This is a genomic window from Lentzea sp. NPDC003310 (assembly GCF_040610935.1).
Taxonomy (GTDB): Bacteria; Actinomycetota; Actinomycetes; order Mycobacteriales; family Pseudonocardiaceae; genus Lentzea.
This window is the reverse complement of sequence record NZ_JBEXNC010000001.1, coordinates 378,761-393,080: the sequence shown is the minus strand read 5'-3', so window position 1 is coordinate 393,080 and position 14,320 is coordinate 378,761. Positions and strand designations below refer to the sequence as shown.

Annotated in this window: 12 protein-coding genes; 9 read left to right on the top strand and 3 right to left on the bottom strand. The window is 73.2% G+C overall.

Annotation, left to right across the window (positions count from 1 at the left end; all coding sequences use genetic code 11):
• Positions 1-71: 71 nt before the first annotated feature.
• Positions 72-1,052 carry an AraC family transcriptional regulator gene (locus tag ABZX02_RS01920; protein ID WP_355294214.1) on the top strand — a complete coding sequence of 327 codons (981 nt, stop codon included), beginning with the start codon at positions 72-74 and terminating at the stop codon, positions 1,050-1,052.
• Positions 1,053-1,277: 225 nt separating this feature from the next.
• Here the strand turns inward: ABZX02_RS01920 and ABZX02_RS01915 are convergent, their stop codons facing one another.
• Entirely contained in the window at positions 1,278-1,838 is a 561-nt protein-coding gene (locus ABZX02_RS01915; RefSeq protein WP_355294213.1) for a snapalysin family zinc-dependent metalloprotease, read from the bottom strand.
• Positions 1,839-2,240: 402 nt separating this feature from the next.
• On the opposite strand from ABZX02_RS01915, the gene ABZX02_RS01910 reads away from it, so the two are divergent.
• The 4 genes from ABZX02_RS01910 to ABZX02_RS01895 all read left to right on the top strand — a co-directional run bounded on the left by ABZX02_RS01910 (position 2,241) and on the right by ABZX02_RS01895 (position 9,083).
• Complete coding sequence (locus tag ABZX02_RS01910; RefSeq protein ID WP_355294212.1) at positions 2,241-3,449, top strand: S8 family peptidase; 1,209 nt, start codon at positions 2,241-2,243, stop codon at positions 3,447-3,449.
• Between the two features lie 138 nt (positions 3,450-3,587).
• Complete coding sequence (locus ABZX02_RS01905; protein WP_355294211.1) at positions 3,588-4,460, top strand: XRE family transcriptional regulator; 873 nt, start codon at positions 3,588-3,590, stop codon at positions 4,458-4,460.
• A 154-nt stretch (positions 4,461-4,614) separates the two neighbouring features.
• The gene (locus ABZX02_RS01900; RefSeq protein ID WP_355294210.1) at positions 4,615-6,174 is read left to right on the top strand and encodes a hypothetical protein; all 1,560 of its coding nucleotides are present in this window, start codon (positions 4,615-4,617) and stop codon (positions 6,172-6,174) included.
• Positions 6,175-6,272: 98 nt separating this feature from the next.
• Positions 6,273-9,083: an AAA family ATPase gene (locus tag ABZX02_RS01895; protein WP_355294209.1), complete on the top strand. Its 2,811-nt coding sequence runs from the start codon at positions 6,273-6,275 to the stop codon at positions 9,081-9,083.
• 217 nt (positions 9,084-9,300) lie between these two features.
• Here ABZX02_RS01895 and ABZX02_RS01890 read toward each other — a convergent pair whose 3' ends face one another.
• Entirely contained in the window at positions 9,301-10,116 is an 816-nt protein-coding gene (locus ABZX02_RS01890; protein ID WP_355294208.1) for an SDR family NAD(P)-dependent oxidoreductase, read from the bottom strand.
• 81 nt (positions 10,117-10,197) lie between these two features.
• On the opposite strand from ABZX02_RS01890, the gene ABZX02_RS01885 reads away from it, so the two are divergent.
• The 4 genes from ABZX02_RS01885 to ABZX02_RS01870 all read left to right on the top strand — a co-directional run bounded on the left by ABZX02_RS01885 (position 10,198) and on the right by ABZX02_RS01870 (position 13,080).
• A complete protein-coding gene (locus tag ABZX02_RS01885) occupies positions 10,198-11,139 on the top strand; it encodes a LysR family transcriptional regulator (protein WP_355294207.1) in 942 nt (313 codons plus the stop codon).
• A 10-nt stretch (positions 11,140-11,149) separates the two neighbouring features.
• Positions 11,150-11,497 (top strand): hypothetical protein, encoded by a 348-nt coding sequence (locus tag ABZX02_RS01880; protein WP_355294206.1) that lies wholly within the window; start codon positions 11,150-11,152, stop codon positions 11,495-11,497.
• Positions 11,498-11,593: 96 nt separating this feature from the next.
• On the top strand, positions 11,594-12,004 hold the full coding sequence (locus tag ABZX02_RS01875; RefSeq protein ID WP_355294205.1) for a VOC family protein: 411 nt from the start codon (positions 11,594-11,596) through the stop codon (positions 12,002-12,004).
• A gap of 35 nt (positions 12,005-12,039) precedes the next feature.
• Entirely contained in the window at positions 12,040-13,080 is a 1,041-nt protein-coding gene (locus tag ABZX02_RS01870; RefSeq protein ID WP_355294204.1) for an aldo/keto reductase, read from the top strand.
• 37 nt (positions 13,081-13,117) lie between these two features.
• On the opposite strand, the gene ABZX02_RS01865 is transcribed toward ABZX02_RS01870, so the two are convergent.
• Complete coding sequence (locus ABZX02_RS01865) at positions 13,118-14,230, bottom strand: tetratricopeptide repeat protein (RefSeq protein ID WP_355294203.1); 1,113 nt, start codon at positions 14,228-14,230, stop codon at positions 13,118-13,120.
• Positions 14,231-14,320: the final 90 nt, after the last annotated feature.

Genomic DNA, 14,320 nt, shown 5'->3' with positions numbered 1-14,320 from the left:
AACCATTGCTTTCGATCTCAGATAATTGATTCTCTGACTCACACGTCGGACCGAGGTGCTAGCTTCGTCTGGTGGATCCGTTGGCGGACGCCCTGGCGATGTCCGGCGTCAAAGGCGTCCTGAGCACCCGCGTCGAGGCCGGTGGCCGGTGGGCGGTCGCGATCGAGGACTACCCCGGCACCGCCCTGCACGCCGTGACCGCGGGCAGCGCCTGGCTCGTGGTGGCCGGCCGCGCACCGGTGGAACTGGCCGCCGGCGACGTGGTCCTGCTGCCCGGCGGCACCCCGCACAGCCTCACCGACGATCCCGCGCCGGGCGCCACGCACCGCCGCTGCGAGCAGGTGATCGCGCGCGGACGCGGCGCCGGTGAGGTGATCACCCTCGGCGCGCAGCCCGCGACCACCCGAGTCGTGACCCTCCACTACGACTCCGACCCGGCGGCACTCACCCAGGTCCTGGCCCTGCTGCCCGGCCTCGTGCACGTGCGCGCGGAGACGGGCACCCCCGGCCTGGCCGACGCGGTGCGCATGCTCGCCCGCGAGCTCGCCGAACCCCAGCTCGCCACCTCGGCCGTGCTGAGGAGCCTGATCGACATCATGCTGGTGCAGATGCTCCGCGCGTGGCTCGCGGCCAACCCGCCCGAGTGCTTCGGCACGTGGCTCGGCGCCCTCTACGACCCCGTCATCGGCGCGGCCCTGCGGCACCTGCACGCGAACCCGGCCGTCCCGTGGACGACGGCCACGCTCGCGCAGGCCATCTCGGTCTCCCGCGCGACCCTGGCCCGCCGCTTCCCCGCCGCCACCGGGCACACCCCCGCCGCCTACCTCGCGAACTGGCGCATGGAACTGGCCGCCGTCCGGCTGCGCGACAGCCACGACTCGCTCGAGACCATCGCCGAGGCGGTCGGCTACGGGTCGGTGCCCGCGTTCACGCGCGCTTTCACCCGCGCCTTCGGACGCACGCCCGGCCGCTACCGCAGCGGTACGCGGGAGTACGCGGGGTCGGCGTTCCGGCTGGACTCCTCCCCTGCGCCGAGCACGACCGCCGGGTGACGGGGCGCCGCAGCGAGACTCAGCCCGCGAAGTGCGCGCGGCTCAGCTTGAGCAGCCGACGCTGCACGGCGAGGTCGTGGGACACCGGCGGTGTGCTCGACTCCCGGTCCCGGTTGAAGTACCGGCCGGTCATCGACGCCCTGGGCACCTGGTCCGCGGACTGAAGCCGGCGCCCGACGAGCGAGGCCCGGGTCCACAGTGGACCCGGGCCTCGCGGTCACGCGCTCAGGAGTGGACGGGGACCTGCTCGTAGATCACCTTCCACTCGTAGGTGCCGACGAACCCGTTGGCCCACAGGGAGTTCACCCGAGCCGCCTCGGTGGCGTTCGGTGAGGCGACGGTGCACGACGTGCCCGGACCACCACCCGACATCAGCTCCGAGCACGGCCCGCTGTAGTGGTCGGGCAGGCCGAGGGCGTGCCCGGTCTCGTGGGCGGTGATGCGGGTGACGTAGTACTGCCGCGCCTGCGTGTAGTCGATGAAGATGGTGCCGCTGCCGTGCCCGTTGGTGGAGGCGTACGACCCGCGCGGGTCATTTCCCTCGCGATAGCGCAGGGTGGCCGCGCTGCGGTTCTCCACCAGCTTCACGTTGGACACCCGCGCGTTCCAGTTCGCCGCGCCCTGCCGAATGGCGCTCGCGAACGTGGGTGCGCTGCTGGTGTCGTAGTAGACGGTGACGGCCGCCGCGGTGATCGGGGCCTCGCTCGCCGACGCGTGGCCGGTCAGGGGCGCGACGACGGTCGTGGCCGCGGCGAGCGCGACGGAGAGGACGACTTTCCTGAACATGGTTTTCTCCTCGCTTGCAGGATGCGAAGAATGGAGCCCGGGGTTCCGCATTCAACGTAAAGAAAGTCTTCTCGCCCACTCGTCTGCCATTGGCGTGACGCGGTTCGAGTCCGTTGACGGTTGACGTCGCCAACTATTCGGGCGAATGTCGCGAAAGACGGGGAAAGGGGGCGAAATGTCGTCACGGAGCGTCAGGTGCCGCGAGAGCGGATCGACGGGTGTCTGCGGATAACGCTCGTTCGCACCGCGTTCGCGGTAGGTGGTGCGGTAGGTGGTCGGCGCGGAACCGGGTTTGAGTGTTGTCGGCCCGTTCCGGGCGCTTTTACGTTCGTGGGGCGGAACGGCCGCGGTCATCACCGCGGTTCCCGAACCGCACTCCCTGCGAAGCAAAGGTGCACCTCGATGCGCAACAAGATCATGAGGGTGGCCGTCTGCGCGGCCGCCGCGGCCGGGCTGGTGGCGCTGTCCGCCGGCACCGCCTCCTCCCAACCGGTCATGGGGTCCGCGGTCCTGAACGCGGCCTCCGCCGACGCCGTCGCCGACCGCTACATCGTCGTCTTCAAGGGCGAGGACGACGTCCAGGCCACGGCCGCGGCCATGACCAGGCGGTACGGCGGCACCGTGCGCAAGACCTACGACAAGGTGGTCGACGGGTACTCCGCGACGATGTCGGCGGCCCAGGCCGCGAGAATCGCCAAGGACGCCAAGGTCTCCTACGTCCAGCAGGTCAACCGCATGTCCACGATGGACAGCCAGACGCCCACGCCGAACTGGGGTGTCGACCGGATCGACCAGAGGGACCTGCCGTTGAACCGCACTTACGACTACCCGTCGAGCGCGGGCAAGGGCGTGCGCATCTACGTGCTCGACAGCGGCATCAACGCGAACCACTCCGAGTTCACCGGGCGGATCGCGGCGGGGTACGACTACGTCGACAACGACCGCGTGCCCCAGGACTGCCACGGCCACGGCACGCACGTCGCGGGCAGCGCGGCCGGAACGAAGTACGGCGTGGCCAAGAAGGCGACGATCGTGCCGATGCGGGTGCTCGACTGCAAGGGCAACGCCTACGACGACGACATCATCGAGGCGGCGGACTGGATCGCGAAGAACGCCGTCAAGCCCGCGGTGGTGAACTACAGCATCGGCTGCCGCCAGCGGTGCAGCACCCCGGCCATCGACAACGCCGTGAAGGCCGTCGTCGACAGCGGCGTGCAGTGGGTGCAGGCGGCGGGCAACTCCACCGACGACTCCTGCTACTACAGCCCGCAGAAGGTCGCGGCCGCCGTCACCGTCGGCAACGCGACGTGGGAGGACCAGCGCCGCTTCGACAGCAACTACGGCTCGTGCCTCGACATCTGGGCACCGGGCACGGACATCGTGTCGGCCTCCTACAGCAGCAACACCGGCACGGCGACGATGTCGGGCACGTCGATGGCCTCGCCGCACGTGGCGGGTGCCGCGGCGCTGTACCTGGCGCAGAACCCGTCGACCACGCCCGCCCAGGTGCGTGACGCGCTCGTGCGCAACGCGACGACCAACCGGCTGGGCGGCATCGGGTCCTCCCCGAACGCCCTGTTGTACACCGCGTTCCTCAACGGCGCGGCGTAACACCGAGCCCGGTGCCCGGCGAGCCCCGAACTCGCCGGGCACCGCCCTGTGCCGGACCAGGCACTTGAACTCCCGCGCGAAGCCGCCGACCATACCCGGACACGTGCCGGGCACCGCTCGGGCGACGGGAGGACGACGATGTCCCAGGAGGTCGGCCGGGACCGCTTCGCGTCCTTCGCCGAGGCGCTCGACGCCGCCATCACGGCCAGCGGGCTGACGCTCGACCGGGTCCGGCACCGCCTCGCCGAGCAGGGCGCGGAGGTCGGCCTCGCCACCCTGAGCTACTGGCGCCGCGCCCGCCGCCGTCCCGAGGGTCCCGAGTCGTTGCGCGCGGTCCAGGTGCTCGAACGCGTGCTGGGCCTGCCCCCGTCGTCCCTGGTCGTGCTGCTGGGGGCGCCCCGCCCGCGCGGCCGGTGGGTCACCCGGCCCGAGAGCCCCCACGTCGCGCCGCTGGTCGCCGAGTTCGACGACCCGGACGAGGGCCGTTGCGCGCTGATGTCCGCGCACGACGTGTTCACGGTGCGCGCGGACCGCACCGAACGCGGCGTGAGGTCCCGGGCGGTGCTGCGCGGGCTCACCGGCCTGGTCCACCGCTACCTCGTGCGCTACCAGGCCGACGAGCCCGGCACCGCACCGGAGCTGGACGCCGTCGAGTTCTGCCGGGTCGGCCGGACGGTCGTCGACGCCGCCTCCGGCCTGCTGGTGGCCGAGCTGCTGCTGGACCGGCCGCTCACACCCGGCGAGCACGCGGTGGTCGAGTACGCCCTGGGCGCGCCGCCCGGCCCGCGGGTCGAGTTCTACTCCCGCCGCTTCCGCGGCCCCGTGGGCGAGTACGCGCAACTCGTGCGGTTCGAGGGCGACCCGCCGGCCGAGGTCCACGCGTTCCGCAAGGACGGGCCCGACGCCCCCGAGCACACCGCCGAGACCCTGCTGGTCGGCGCGTCCGGGACCAGTTCCCTGATCGCCCACGACCTCAAGCCGTGCGTGGTCGGCACGCGCTGGCGCTGGTGACGGGTTTTTCACGGCATAGAAGCCACTTCCGCACGCAGCGCCGCCGTTTTTCACACAATTGGCGAAGCCGCTCCGAGTCCATTGCCGCGGCGGAATCCGCGATTCATCCTTTCGACCGGCACAACGCCGTGCCCACCCCGAAAGGCATCCCTGCATGTACTCCCACGTCATCGCCGCCGTGGCGGTCGCGTCGGCGGCCGCGCTGGCCGCCCCGCTGCCCGCGACCGCCGCGGCGCACTGCCCACCCGCGCCGGAGTCCTGTGTGGACACCGAGCTCACCCTCGACCGGCTGCCCGCCGTCGGCGAGTCCGCGACCGCGACCCTGCTGCTCCGCCCGAAGGCTCCCGTCGCACGAGCCCGGCTCGCCGTGCGACTGCCCGCCGGGCTCCGGCTCACCGACCGGGGCGGGTTGCCCGCGCCCCGCGAGTCCGGACTCGGCTCGGTCGCCGAGCAGACCGTCGACCTGACCACCGCCCGCACCCTGCGCTTCACCGTCACCGCCCAGCAGTCCGGTCCCGCCCGGGTCGAGGCCACCGTGCGCACCGACGCGCGCCACCGTCCCGCGCGTGCCGCGGCGACCCTCACCGTCGGCGCCCGGCCGGGAGCGTCCACGACCGGTGCCGACGGCACGGACCTCGCCGCCGTGTCCCGCACCGGGGTCCGGACGACCCAGGCCGCCGCGAACCAGGTCTGCGCCAAGGGCAGCTACCGCCACGCCACTCCGACCGGCACGTGGCAGCCCGTGCGCAACGCCGGTGTCGCCGTAGAGGGACGGGCGAGCGCGGGCTCCCCGGTCGTGACCTACGCGTCCGGCCTGACCGGCGTCCAGGACGGGTCGTACCGGCTGTGCTTCCCGACCTCCGCCACGATGACGCAGCTCTGGGTGCGCTTCACCGCGGACTCGGGTCTGTGGCAGGTGCGGCCGTTCACGACCCGGGACGCCTACCGCAGCTACACCGCCGCGAAGACCTCCGTGGCGGCGGGTACCGAGGTCGACTTCGGCGTCACCGTGCCAGCCGACTTCCAGATGCGCGGCTGGCGGGCGTTCGACACGATGACCCGGCTGTGGGGCGTGCACGGCACGAGCCGCTGCTGGAGCAGCGCCGAGACCGGCGCGTGCCGCAAGCTCTCGATCTGGTGGCAGGCGGACAGCACGGTCGGCGCGCATTGGGACAACTCCGTCGCCCTCCCCGATCGGCACGTCGAACTGGCCGCCGCCGACCCCGACTCCGAGCACCTGGTGATCCACGAGGCCGCACACGGGCTGATGGACGTGCTGCAGCAGGGCTGGTGGCCCGACAGCGACTGCCCCAGCCCGCACCTGCCGAACCGGGTGAGCGGCTCGAGGTGCGGGTGGACCGAGGGCTTCGCCAACGCCGTGGCGGGCCACGTGATGGGCGACGGCAAGTATGTCTACGTCGACGGCGTCGAGATCGACCTGATGAACACCCGCTGGTTCGACTCCTCGCAGGCGCCGTCGGCCACCAACTTCCACAACGGCGACCAGGTGGAGGCGAGGGTGGCGGGTGCGCTGATCACGTTGTGGCGCAAGGTCGACGGCGGACCCGTGCCGACGTTCGAGAGCCTGGTCGGCACCCGCACGAACACCTTCCGCGAGTGGTTCCTCACCCACCGGCCGGGTGCCGGGCTGGACGTGTCGGCGGCGACCCGCGACCTCGTGTACCGGCACACGATCGACTACCGCTCCGCCTAGGAACCCCTCGGGGCCGGAACGGATTTGCGTCCCGCGCATCCCGTTCCGGCCCCGCAGGCCTCTACACGGGTGCAGGCACGTTCGCCCGGAGGAACCAGATGCCAGGAGCCCAGCCGTCGTCCACCCCCGCGGTCCTGGTGGGCCGCGCCGCCGAACTGGGCCGGTCGCGGTCGGTCGTCGTGGGGTGCAGACCGGCGCTGGTGCAGGTGGAGGGCGAGGCGGGGGTCGGCAAGAGCCGCCTGGTCGGTGAGCTGGTCGCGGGGGTGGCCGGGGTGGTGCCGGTCGTGCTCACCGGACGCTGCCAGCGCACGCCGGAGCCGTTCGTGCTGGGACCGGTGCTGGAGGCGTTGCGCGGGCTGCGGCACGTGCTCGCCGGGTGCGAGCTGTCGCCGGTGACCGCCGCGTTGCGCGCGGTCGTGCCGGAGCTGGCCTGCGTGCTGCCCGCCCCGGTCACCGCCGCCGACCCGCGGTTCGACCGGCACCTGCTGTTCCGCGCGCTGCGCGAGGTGCTCTCGGTCACCGGACCGACCCTGCTCGTCGTCGAGGACCTGCACTGGGCCGACGAGGCGACGCTCGCGTTCCTGCGGTTCCTGCTGTCGGACCCGCCCGCGCGCCTGGCGGTGGTCGTCACCTTCCGGCGCGAGGACGTGGTGGGCGGGATGCCGCTCGGCACCGCGTTCCGTCCCGGCGCCGGGGTGACGACGGAGATCGTCGAGCTCACGGCGCTGGACGTCGCGCAGGTCGGCGAGCTGGCGGCGGCGGTGCTCGGCGTGGAGGCGGTGGGCGAGGCCGTCGCCACCGAACTGCACGAGCGGACCGGCGGGCTGCCGTTCTGCGTCGAGGAGGTCCTCCGCGCCCCCGACGACGGCGGGGTGCCGGTGCGGGTGCGGGAGTCCGTGGCGGAACGGGTGGCCGCGCTGACCCCCGACGCACGGCGCCTGGTGCACGCCGCCTCGGTGTTCACGGCTCCGGTCACCGCGAGCCGGCTCGGCGAGATGGCCGACCTGAGCGGGCAACGGCTGCGGGCCGCGGTCGACGAGGCCGTGGCCCGGCCGATCCTGCACCAGCAGGAGGAGGGGACCTACTGGTTCCGCCACGGGCTGGCCCGCCGGGCGGTCTACCGCGCGGTCGGCGCGATGCACCGCGCGGAGCTGCACGCGCGGGCCGTCCGCCTGCTGGCCGCGACCGACCCCCCTCCCCTGCTGCAGCTGGCCGAGCACAGCAGGCTCGCGCACCGGCGGGCCGACCTGCTCTCCTACGGTGAACGCGCCGCCGACCAGGCCCTGGCCGCCGCCGACGCCGCCACGGCCACCTCCCTGCTGCGACAGCTGCTGGCCGAGGAGCCGCTCTCCGGCGAGGAGGTGGACCGGCTGGGCAGGAAACTCGGGGAAGCGGCCCTGCTGGGCCTCGACGTCGCCGCCTCGGTGGCGGTGCTGCACCCCCTGCTCGCCGACGAGCGCCTGTCGCCGGCCGCCCGCGGCGAGGTCCGCATGCACCTCGGCCTGTTGCTGGCCCGCCAGTCCGACACGCTCGCGGAGGGCCGCGCCCAGCTGGAGCTCGCGGTCGCCGACCTGGCCGGCCGCCCGGACCTCGCCGCGAGGTGCGTGAGCGCCCTGGCCCAGCCCTTCAACGGCGACGCGCCGCTGCCGTCGCTCACCCGGTGGCTGCACGAGGCCGACGCCATTGCCGGCCGCTGCGAGGACGGCGAGCTGCGGATCTCCCTCGTCGCCAACGTTGTCGGCTCGCTGGTGGCCGTGGGCGACCCCGACGTCCTCGACCGCCTGGACACCCTGCCCCAGGCCGGTCGCACGCCGGGCGAACAGCGCCAGGTCGCGCGGGCGCACTGCAACCTGGCCGACTCGCTGACCATCGTGGGCCGGTTCGACCAGGCCGCGGGCCACCTGCGGCTCGGGATGAAGGCGGCGCAGGACAGCGGCGCCCGCTACGTGCTGAGCACCGCCCGCAGCACCCAGGTCCGCCTCAGCTGGTTCACCGGCGAGTGGCACGGCCTGGCCGCCCGCGCGACGTCGCTGCTGGCCGAACACCACGGCCTGGTGGCGGTGGCGAGCGAGCTGCACCTGGTTCTGGGACTGCTGGCATTGGCCCGCGGCCAGTGGGCGGCCGCCGCGACCCACCTGGAGCTGACCGGGGCGCGCACGCCGCGCGACGCCGTGACCCCGGTCGCGCTGAGCGGCAGCGCGGGTCTCGTCCGGCTGGCACTGCGCGACGACGACGTGCCGCGCGCCGTGCACGAGGCCGGCGCGGGCCTGGCACTGGCGCGGCGCAAACAGGTGTGGGCCTGGGCGGGCGACCTCGCCGAGGCGGCCGTCGACGCCTACCTGGCCGCCGGGCGGACCCACGACGCCGAAGCCGTGGTGCGGGACGTGGAGGACGGCCTCGCCGGGGTGTCCGCCCCGCTGACCGCCGCGGCACTGCACACCTGCCGCGGCGCGCTCGCCGTCCACGCGGGCGGCGACGGGACGCCGTGCTTCACCGCGGCCGCCCGCGCCTACGACGACCGCGGCGCGCCCTACCTGGCCGCACTGGCGTGGGAACGGGCGGACTCCGCTCTGCTGCGCCGCGGTGGCCCCGCCGCGATCGCCGCCCACACCCGGTGCGCCGAACGCTTCGAGGCCCTGGACGCCACCCACGACGCGGCCCGGTGCCGCCACCTGCTGCGCGGCCTGGGCGTGACCACCCCGTCGCGGCGGGGCAGCCGGGGCTACGGCGACGACCTGTCCCCCCGTGAGCGCGAGGTGGCGAGACTGCTGGTCACCGGGCTGACGAACAACCAGATCGCCGAGGTGCTGTTCCTCTCGCCGCGCACGGTGGAACAGCACACGTCGAGCGTGCTGCGCAAGCTCGGCCTCGGCTCGCGGCGCGCGATCCGGTCGTCGCACCTGACCTGACGGGCCGCCGGGGGCTGCGCGGGTGGGGTCGCGCCGCGGTGGACGCGGTCGAGCAGGGCGTACAGCGGCCTGTCGTGGTTCGCGAGCGCTGGGAACCCCGAACGAGGTTCTTCGCGCTCAGAGGGTCAACGATCAGCGGTGCGGGAACTCCGAAAACCGTTGCGTTCGCGGGCTTTCTCCGACAAGCGCGGCGTTCTCGAGCGAGAACCGTCCCCGGTCATCCGCCCGGGGTGCCGAACGCCGCGAGCGACACCGGTTGCCAGTCGCGCCACGTCCGCAGCCGCTCCTGGTAGATCTCCTCGATCACCGGGAAGAGGCGGCCCAGGATCAGCCGGCGTGGCGGGTTCTCCGCGTCGACGAGGGCGAGGATCGCCGGAACGGTGGCCGCTGCCTCGCCGACCTCGAACTCGGCGGCGGTCTCGGCGCGGACCCGCGCGTAGTCCGGCAGCTCGGCGCTGTGCCGTGAGCCGCGGTCGAGCCAGTCGGTCCGGTAGGGGCCGGGCTCGACGCACGTGACGTGGATGCCGAACCCGGCGACCTCCTGCCACAGCGACTCGGAAAGGCCTTCGAGCGCCCACTTCGACGCGTGGTAGGCGCCGATGCCGGGGTAGGCGCGCACGCCGCCCTCGCTGGTGACCTGGAGGAGGTGACCACCGCCCTGGCGGCGCAGGACCGGCAGCACGGCCTGGGTGACCCAGACCGCGCCGAAGAAGTTGGTCTCCAGCTGCCGGCGCAGCTCGCGTTCCGCGAGTTCCTCGACCATGCCGAAGTGGCCGTAGCCCGCGTTGTTGACGACGACGTCGATGCGCCCGAACCGCTCGACCGCGGTGCCGACCGCCGCGAAGACCCCCTCGCGGTCGGTGACGTCGAGTTCCAGGGTCAGCACGGCGTCGGAGAAACGCTCCCGCAGATCCCTGAGTGCCTCGACATCGCGGGCGGTGGCCACGACCCGGTCACCGCGCTCCAGGGCGGCCTCCGCCCAGAGGCGGCCGAAGCCGGACGACGTTCCGGTGACGAACCAGACTTTGCTCATGACCCGAGTCTGGCCGCGGCCTCGGCATGCCACCAGAGAAAGTCGATCAACGCTGGTATTCCGGGATGGCATACTGGCGCGATGCTCCTCGACGTGCATCCCCAGCTCCTGCGCGCGCTGCGGGCGGTCGTCGAGACCGGATCGCTCACCGCGGCCTCCGAACGTCTCGGGTTCACGCAGTCGGCGCTGTCCAAGCAGATCGCCGCCCTGGAGGCGGCCTGCGGCGCGCGCTTGTTCGAGCGGGGGCCTCGCGGCGTCGAGCCGACCGCGGCGGGCAGCCGGCTCGCCGTGCGGGCGGCGGCGATCCTCGACCAGTACGAGGTCGCCCAGCGCGAGCTCGAGGACGTGCCCGCACCGCTGGGCGGCCGGATCACCCTCGGCGGCTTCCCGACCACGGCGCTGCGGCTGGTCCCCCGCGCGATCGCCCGCGTGCGCGCCGACCACCCGTCGGTCGAGGTCGAGTTCCTGGAGTCGTCGACACCGGTGCAGATCCGGCGGCTGCGGGCCGGGCGGCTGGACCTCGCGATCCTCGCGTCCGGAGAGGACCTGCCCGGCTGGGACCTCACCGGCGTCCAGGTCGAACCGCTGCCCTCCGGCGCGCTGCTGCTCGCGGTCGGACGCGGTCACCGCCTGGCCGGCGCGCGCCGGGTCCCGGTCGCCGAGCTCGCGGGGGAAGCGTGGATCGTCGGCAGAGGAGCCCGCGGGGAACCGCAGTTCGGCGCCTGGCCTTCGGTGTCGCACCCCCGCGTGGCGGCCGAACTGAGTGACTGGTCGGCCCGGTTCGGGTTCGTGGCCGCCGGGCTCGGCATCACGACGATCCCCCGCCTCGCCGCCCCTGCCCTGCCGGACGGGATCGTCTGCCTGGAGGTCGACGACCCCGGCCGAGCGCACCGCTCGATGGGGCTGGCGTGGATCGGCGACCTCACCGCACCTGCCGCCGCCGTGCGCACCGCGTTGATCGAGGAGGCGCGCCAGATCGCCGGCGACCCGGCGTCGTGGACCGTCCCGAGTGGAGCCCGTTAGGGTGACGGGTGTGGGCGTTTCCCTTTACTACACAGCTCGCCGCGCGACTCCGCTGACCGACGCCGAACTCGCGGCGGTCAGCCAGGCGGTCGACACCTACGACGCGAACGCACCCTTCGGCACCGAGGAAGAGGGGCTGTACCTCTACGACCGGCTGGAGCCGGGAACGGTGCTCGACGGGTCGACCAAGCTGCCCACCGCGCCCGAGCGCGCGGTCCCGTCGCTGGTGCACTGGCTCGCCGCGATCACCGCGCTGCGCACCGCGGTGCCGGACGCGGACTGGACCTTCACCCTCGACGACCTCGAGATCGAGTGGGACGACCAGGCCGGCTACCACCTGCCCGGCCTCACCGGCTGATCGTTCGCCCGGTTCGCCAGCCCGGGTAGAAGCGGACGTTCCCTGACACCTACTGCTGCGAGTCTGATCTCAGAACCGCAGCAGGAGGAGAACGTCATGAGCATCGAGACCACCGTCCACCTGAACTTCCGCGACACCGCCCGCGAGGCGCTGGAGTTCTACCGGTCCGTCTTCGGCGGGCAGGTGGTCGCGTTCACGTACGCGCAGGCCCAGGACGTGGAGCACCCGGCAGACGCCGACCGCGTCGCCTGGGGCGAGGTCCGCACCGGAGCTGGTTTCCACGTCATGGCCTACGACGTCCGCGAGAACCAGACCCACGACGCGGGCGATCGGCCGTTCTTCGTCTCGGTGCGCGGCACCGACACCGAGGAGCTCACCGGCTACTGGAAGGGCCTGTCCGAGGGCGCCACGGTCATGACCGACCTCGGCCCGGCCGGATGGGCACCGCTGTACGGCATGCTCCGGGACCGCTTCGGGGTCATCTGGACGCTCGACATCGCCGCCTGACCCCGTCCCCTTCCGTTACAGCGAAAGGCTTTCCCGTGCGCATGCGCACCTTGGGCGGCACCGGCATCCAGGTCAGCCCGTACTGCCTCGGCACCATGAAGTTCGGCCCCCACGGCAACCCCGACCCCGACGACTGCGTCCGGATCATCCACCGCGCGCTCGACGCGGGCATCAACTTCCTCGACACCGCCGACGTCTACGGCGGCGACGGCGAGACCGAGCGGATCGTCGGCAGGGCGCTGCGCGGCCGCCGCGACGACGTCGTCCTGGCCACGAAGTTCAACGGCCCCATGGGTTCCGACCCCAACCGGCAGGGCAACTCGCGCCGGTGGATCATGACCGCCGTCGAGGACTCCCTGCGCCGCCTCGGGGTCGATCACCTCGACCTCTACCAGGTCCACCACGCCGACCACCGCACCGACGCGGAGGAGACCCTGTCCGCGCTGACCGACCTGCTGCGGTCCGGCAAGGTGCGGGCGATCGGCACCTCCGGTCTCCCGGCCGCCCAGATCGTCGAGGCGCAGTGGCTCGCCGACCGGCGCGGGCTCGCCCGGTTCCGGACCGAGCAGCCGCACTACTCGATCCTCAACCGCGGCGTCGAACGGGACGTCCTGCCCACCTGCGAGCGGTACGGCCTGGGCGTGCTGACCTGGAGCCCGCTGGCCGCGGGCCTGCTCACCGGCCGCTTCCGCCCCGGCGGCGAACCGGTCTCGGCGGGCAGCCTGCACTGGCTCCCCCGGCACATGACCGACGAGCGCAAGCACGCCGCGGTAGAGAGGCTCCTGCCGATCGCCCACGAGGCCGGGCTTTCACTGACCCACCTCGCCCTCGCGTTCGTGGTGGGCCATCCCGGCGTCACGTCGGCGATCATCGGCCCGCGCACCGCGGCCCACCTCGACGACCTGCTCGCCGGTGCCGGCACCGTGCTGCCCGACGACGTGCTCGACCGGATCGACGAGGTCGTGCCACCCGGCACCGACCTCGGGGCGATCGACGTGGCGCCGGTGCCGGACGCGCTCGTCCGTCCGGGGCTGCGGCGCCGGGCGGTGGACGACCGCGCCGCCGGATCGTTGTAGCGAACCGCGGAGTACTGCTCCACTGTGGACGGACGATCTACCCCCGCTGCCAGAACCGCTTCTTGGCCGGCCGGACGTCACCGCTCTGCTGGCTGCGGGACAGGTTGGCCAGGGCGAGCGACAGGTTCCGCTGGTAGGCGGGATTGCCGGCGGCCAAGGGCCGGTAGATGGTCACGGCCTCCTCGAGGGGACCGACGGCCTCGGCATGTCGCCCTGTCTGGCCGAGCTGGAGGCCGAGGTTGTTCAACGCCATGGCGAGGTCGGGCAGGTGCCCGGGGTTGCCGGCCGCCAGGGGGCGGAAGACCTCGGCCGCCTCCCTGTTCAGCACGACCGCCTCCGCACCTCGGCCCACCACGCCGTAGGCGTTGCCGAGGTTCGTCAGCGCGGTGCCGAGGTTGCCGAGGTGACCGGGATTCCGCTCGGCGAGAGGCCGGTAGATCGACACGGCTTCCTCCGCGTTGGCGAGGGCGTCCGCGAACCGGCCGGTGCTGTGGCAGCGGCCGCCCAGGTTGGTCAGGGCGGCCGCGAGGTCGGGGAGGTGGTCGGGGTTCTCGGCGGCCAGCGTCCGGCGCAGGCGGACCGCCTCCTCCGACGGGCCCATCGCGTCCGCGTGCCGGCCGACCTCGCTGTACTCGACGCCCAGACCGGCCAACGCCGTCGCCAGGTGGGGCAGCAGGGCGGGCTCGTGCTCGGCCAGGTAACGGTACAGCGCGACGGCCTCCTCGGCGGTGGCAACGGCGTCGTCCCGCTGACCGACGGCGCTGTACCGGCCGCCCAGGTTCGTCAGGGCACCGGCGAGGTTCGGCGTGTACATCGGGTCCTCCGCCGCCAGGGCGCGGCACAGGGCAACGGCTTCCTCGGACGGGCCGAGCGCGTCCGCGTGCCGGCCCAGCAAGCCGTAGAGGGTGCCGAGATCGCTCAGCGTGCCGGCCAGGTCCAACCGGTGCCCGGAGTTGTTCGCGACCACCCGGCGCCACGTCGCACTCGCCTGCTCGACTTGCTCCACCGCGTCCGCCTGCAGGCCTCTCTGGTGGTACGCGATCCCCAGGTGGGCCAACGCCATGGCGAGATCAGGCAGGTGGGCCGGGTCGTCGGCGGCCCGTGCCCGGCACGTCGCGACCGAGTCCGTCAACTCCGCGACCACATCCATGTCCGCTCCCCCTCGCCCCTGTGCCGGCCGGTGCCGGCCAGGAATCATAGGCAGAGCGACCGCCGTCGCCGTGCGGAAAGCGGGAAGCTG

Coding starts and splice junctions, on each gene's coding strand:
- ABZX02_RS01915 (WP_355294213.1), bottom strand. CDS start 1,838: ATGTTCAGGAAAGTCGTCCTCTCCGTCGCGCTCGCCGCGGCCACGACC.
- ABZX02_RS01910 (WP_355294212.1), top strand. CDS start 2,241: ATGCGCAACAAGATCATGAGGGTGGCCGTCTGCGCGGCCGCCGCGGCC.
- ABZX02_RS01905 (WP_355294211.1), top strand. CDS start 3,588: ATGTCCCAGGAGGTCGGCCGGGACCGCTTCGCGTCCTTCGCCGAGGCG.
- ABZX02_RS01900 (WP_355294210.1), top strand. CDS start 4,615: ATGTACTCCCACGTCATCGCCGCCGTGGCGGTCGCGTCGGCGGCCGCG.
- ABZX02_RS01895 (WP_355294209.1), top strand. CDS start 6,273: ATGCCAGGAGCCCAGCCGTCGTCCACCCCCGCGGTCCTGGTGGGCCGC.
- ABZX02_RS01890 (WP_355294208.1), bottom strand. CDS start 10,116: ATGAGCAAAGTCTGGTTCGTCACCGGAACGTCGTCCGGCTTCGGCCGC.
- ABZX02_RS01885 (WP_355294207.1), top strand. CDS start 10,198: ATGCTCCTCGACGTGCATCCCCAGCTCCTGCGCGCGCTGCGGGCGGTC.
- ABZX02_RS01875 (WP_355294205.1), top strand. CDS start 11,594: ATGAGCATCGAGACCACCGTCCACCTGAACTTCCGCGACACCGCCCGC.
- ABZX02_RS01865 (WP_355294203.1), bottom strand. CDS start 14,230: ATGGATGTGGTCGCGGAGTTGACGGACTCGGTCGCGACGTGCCGGGCA.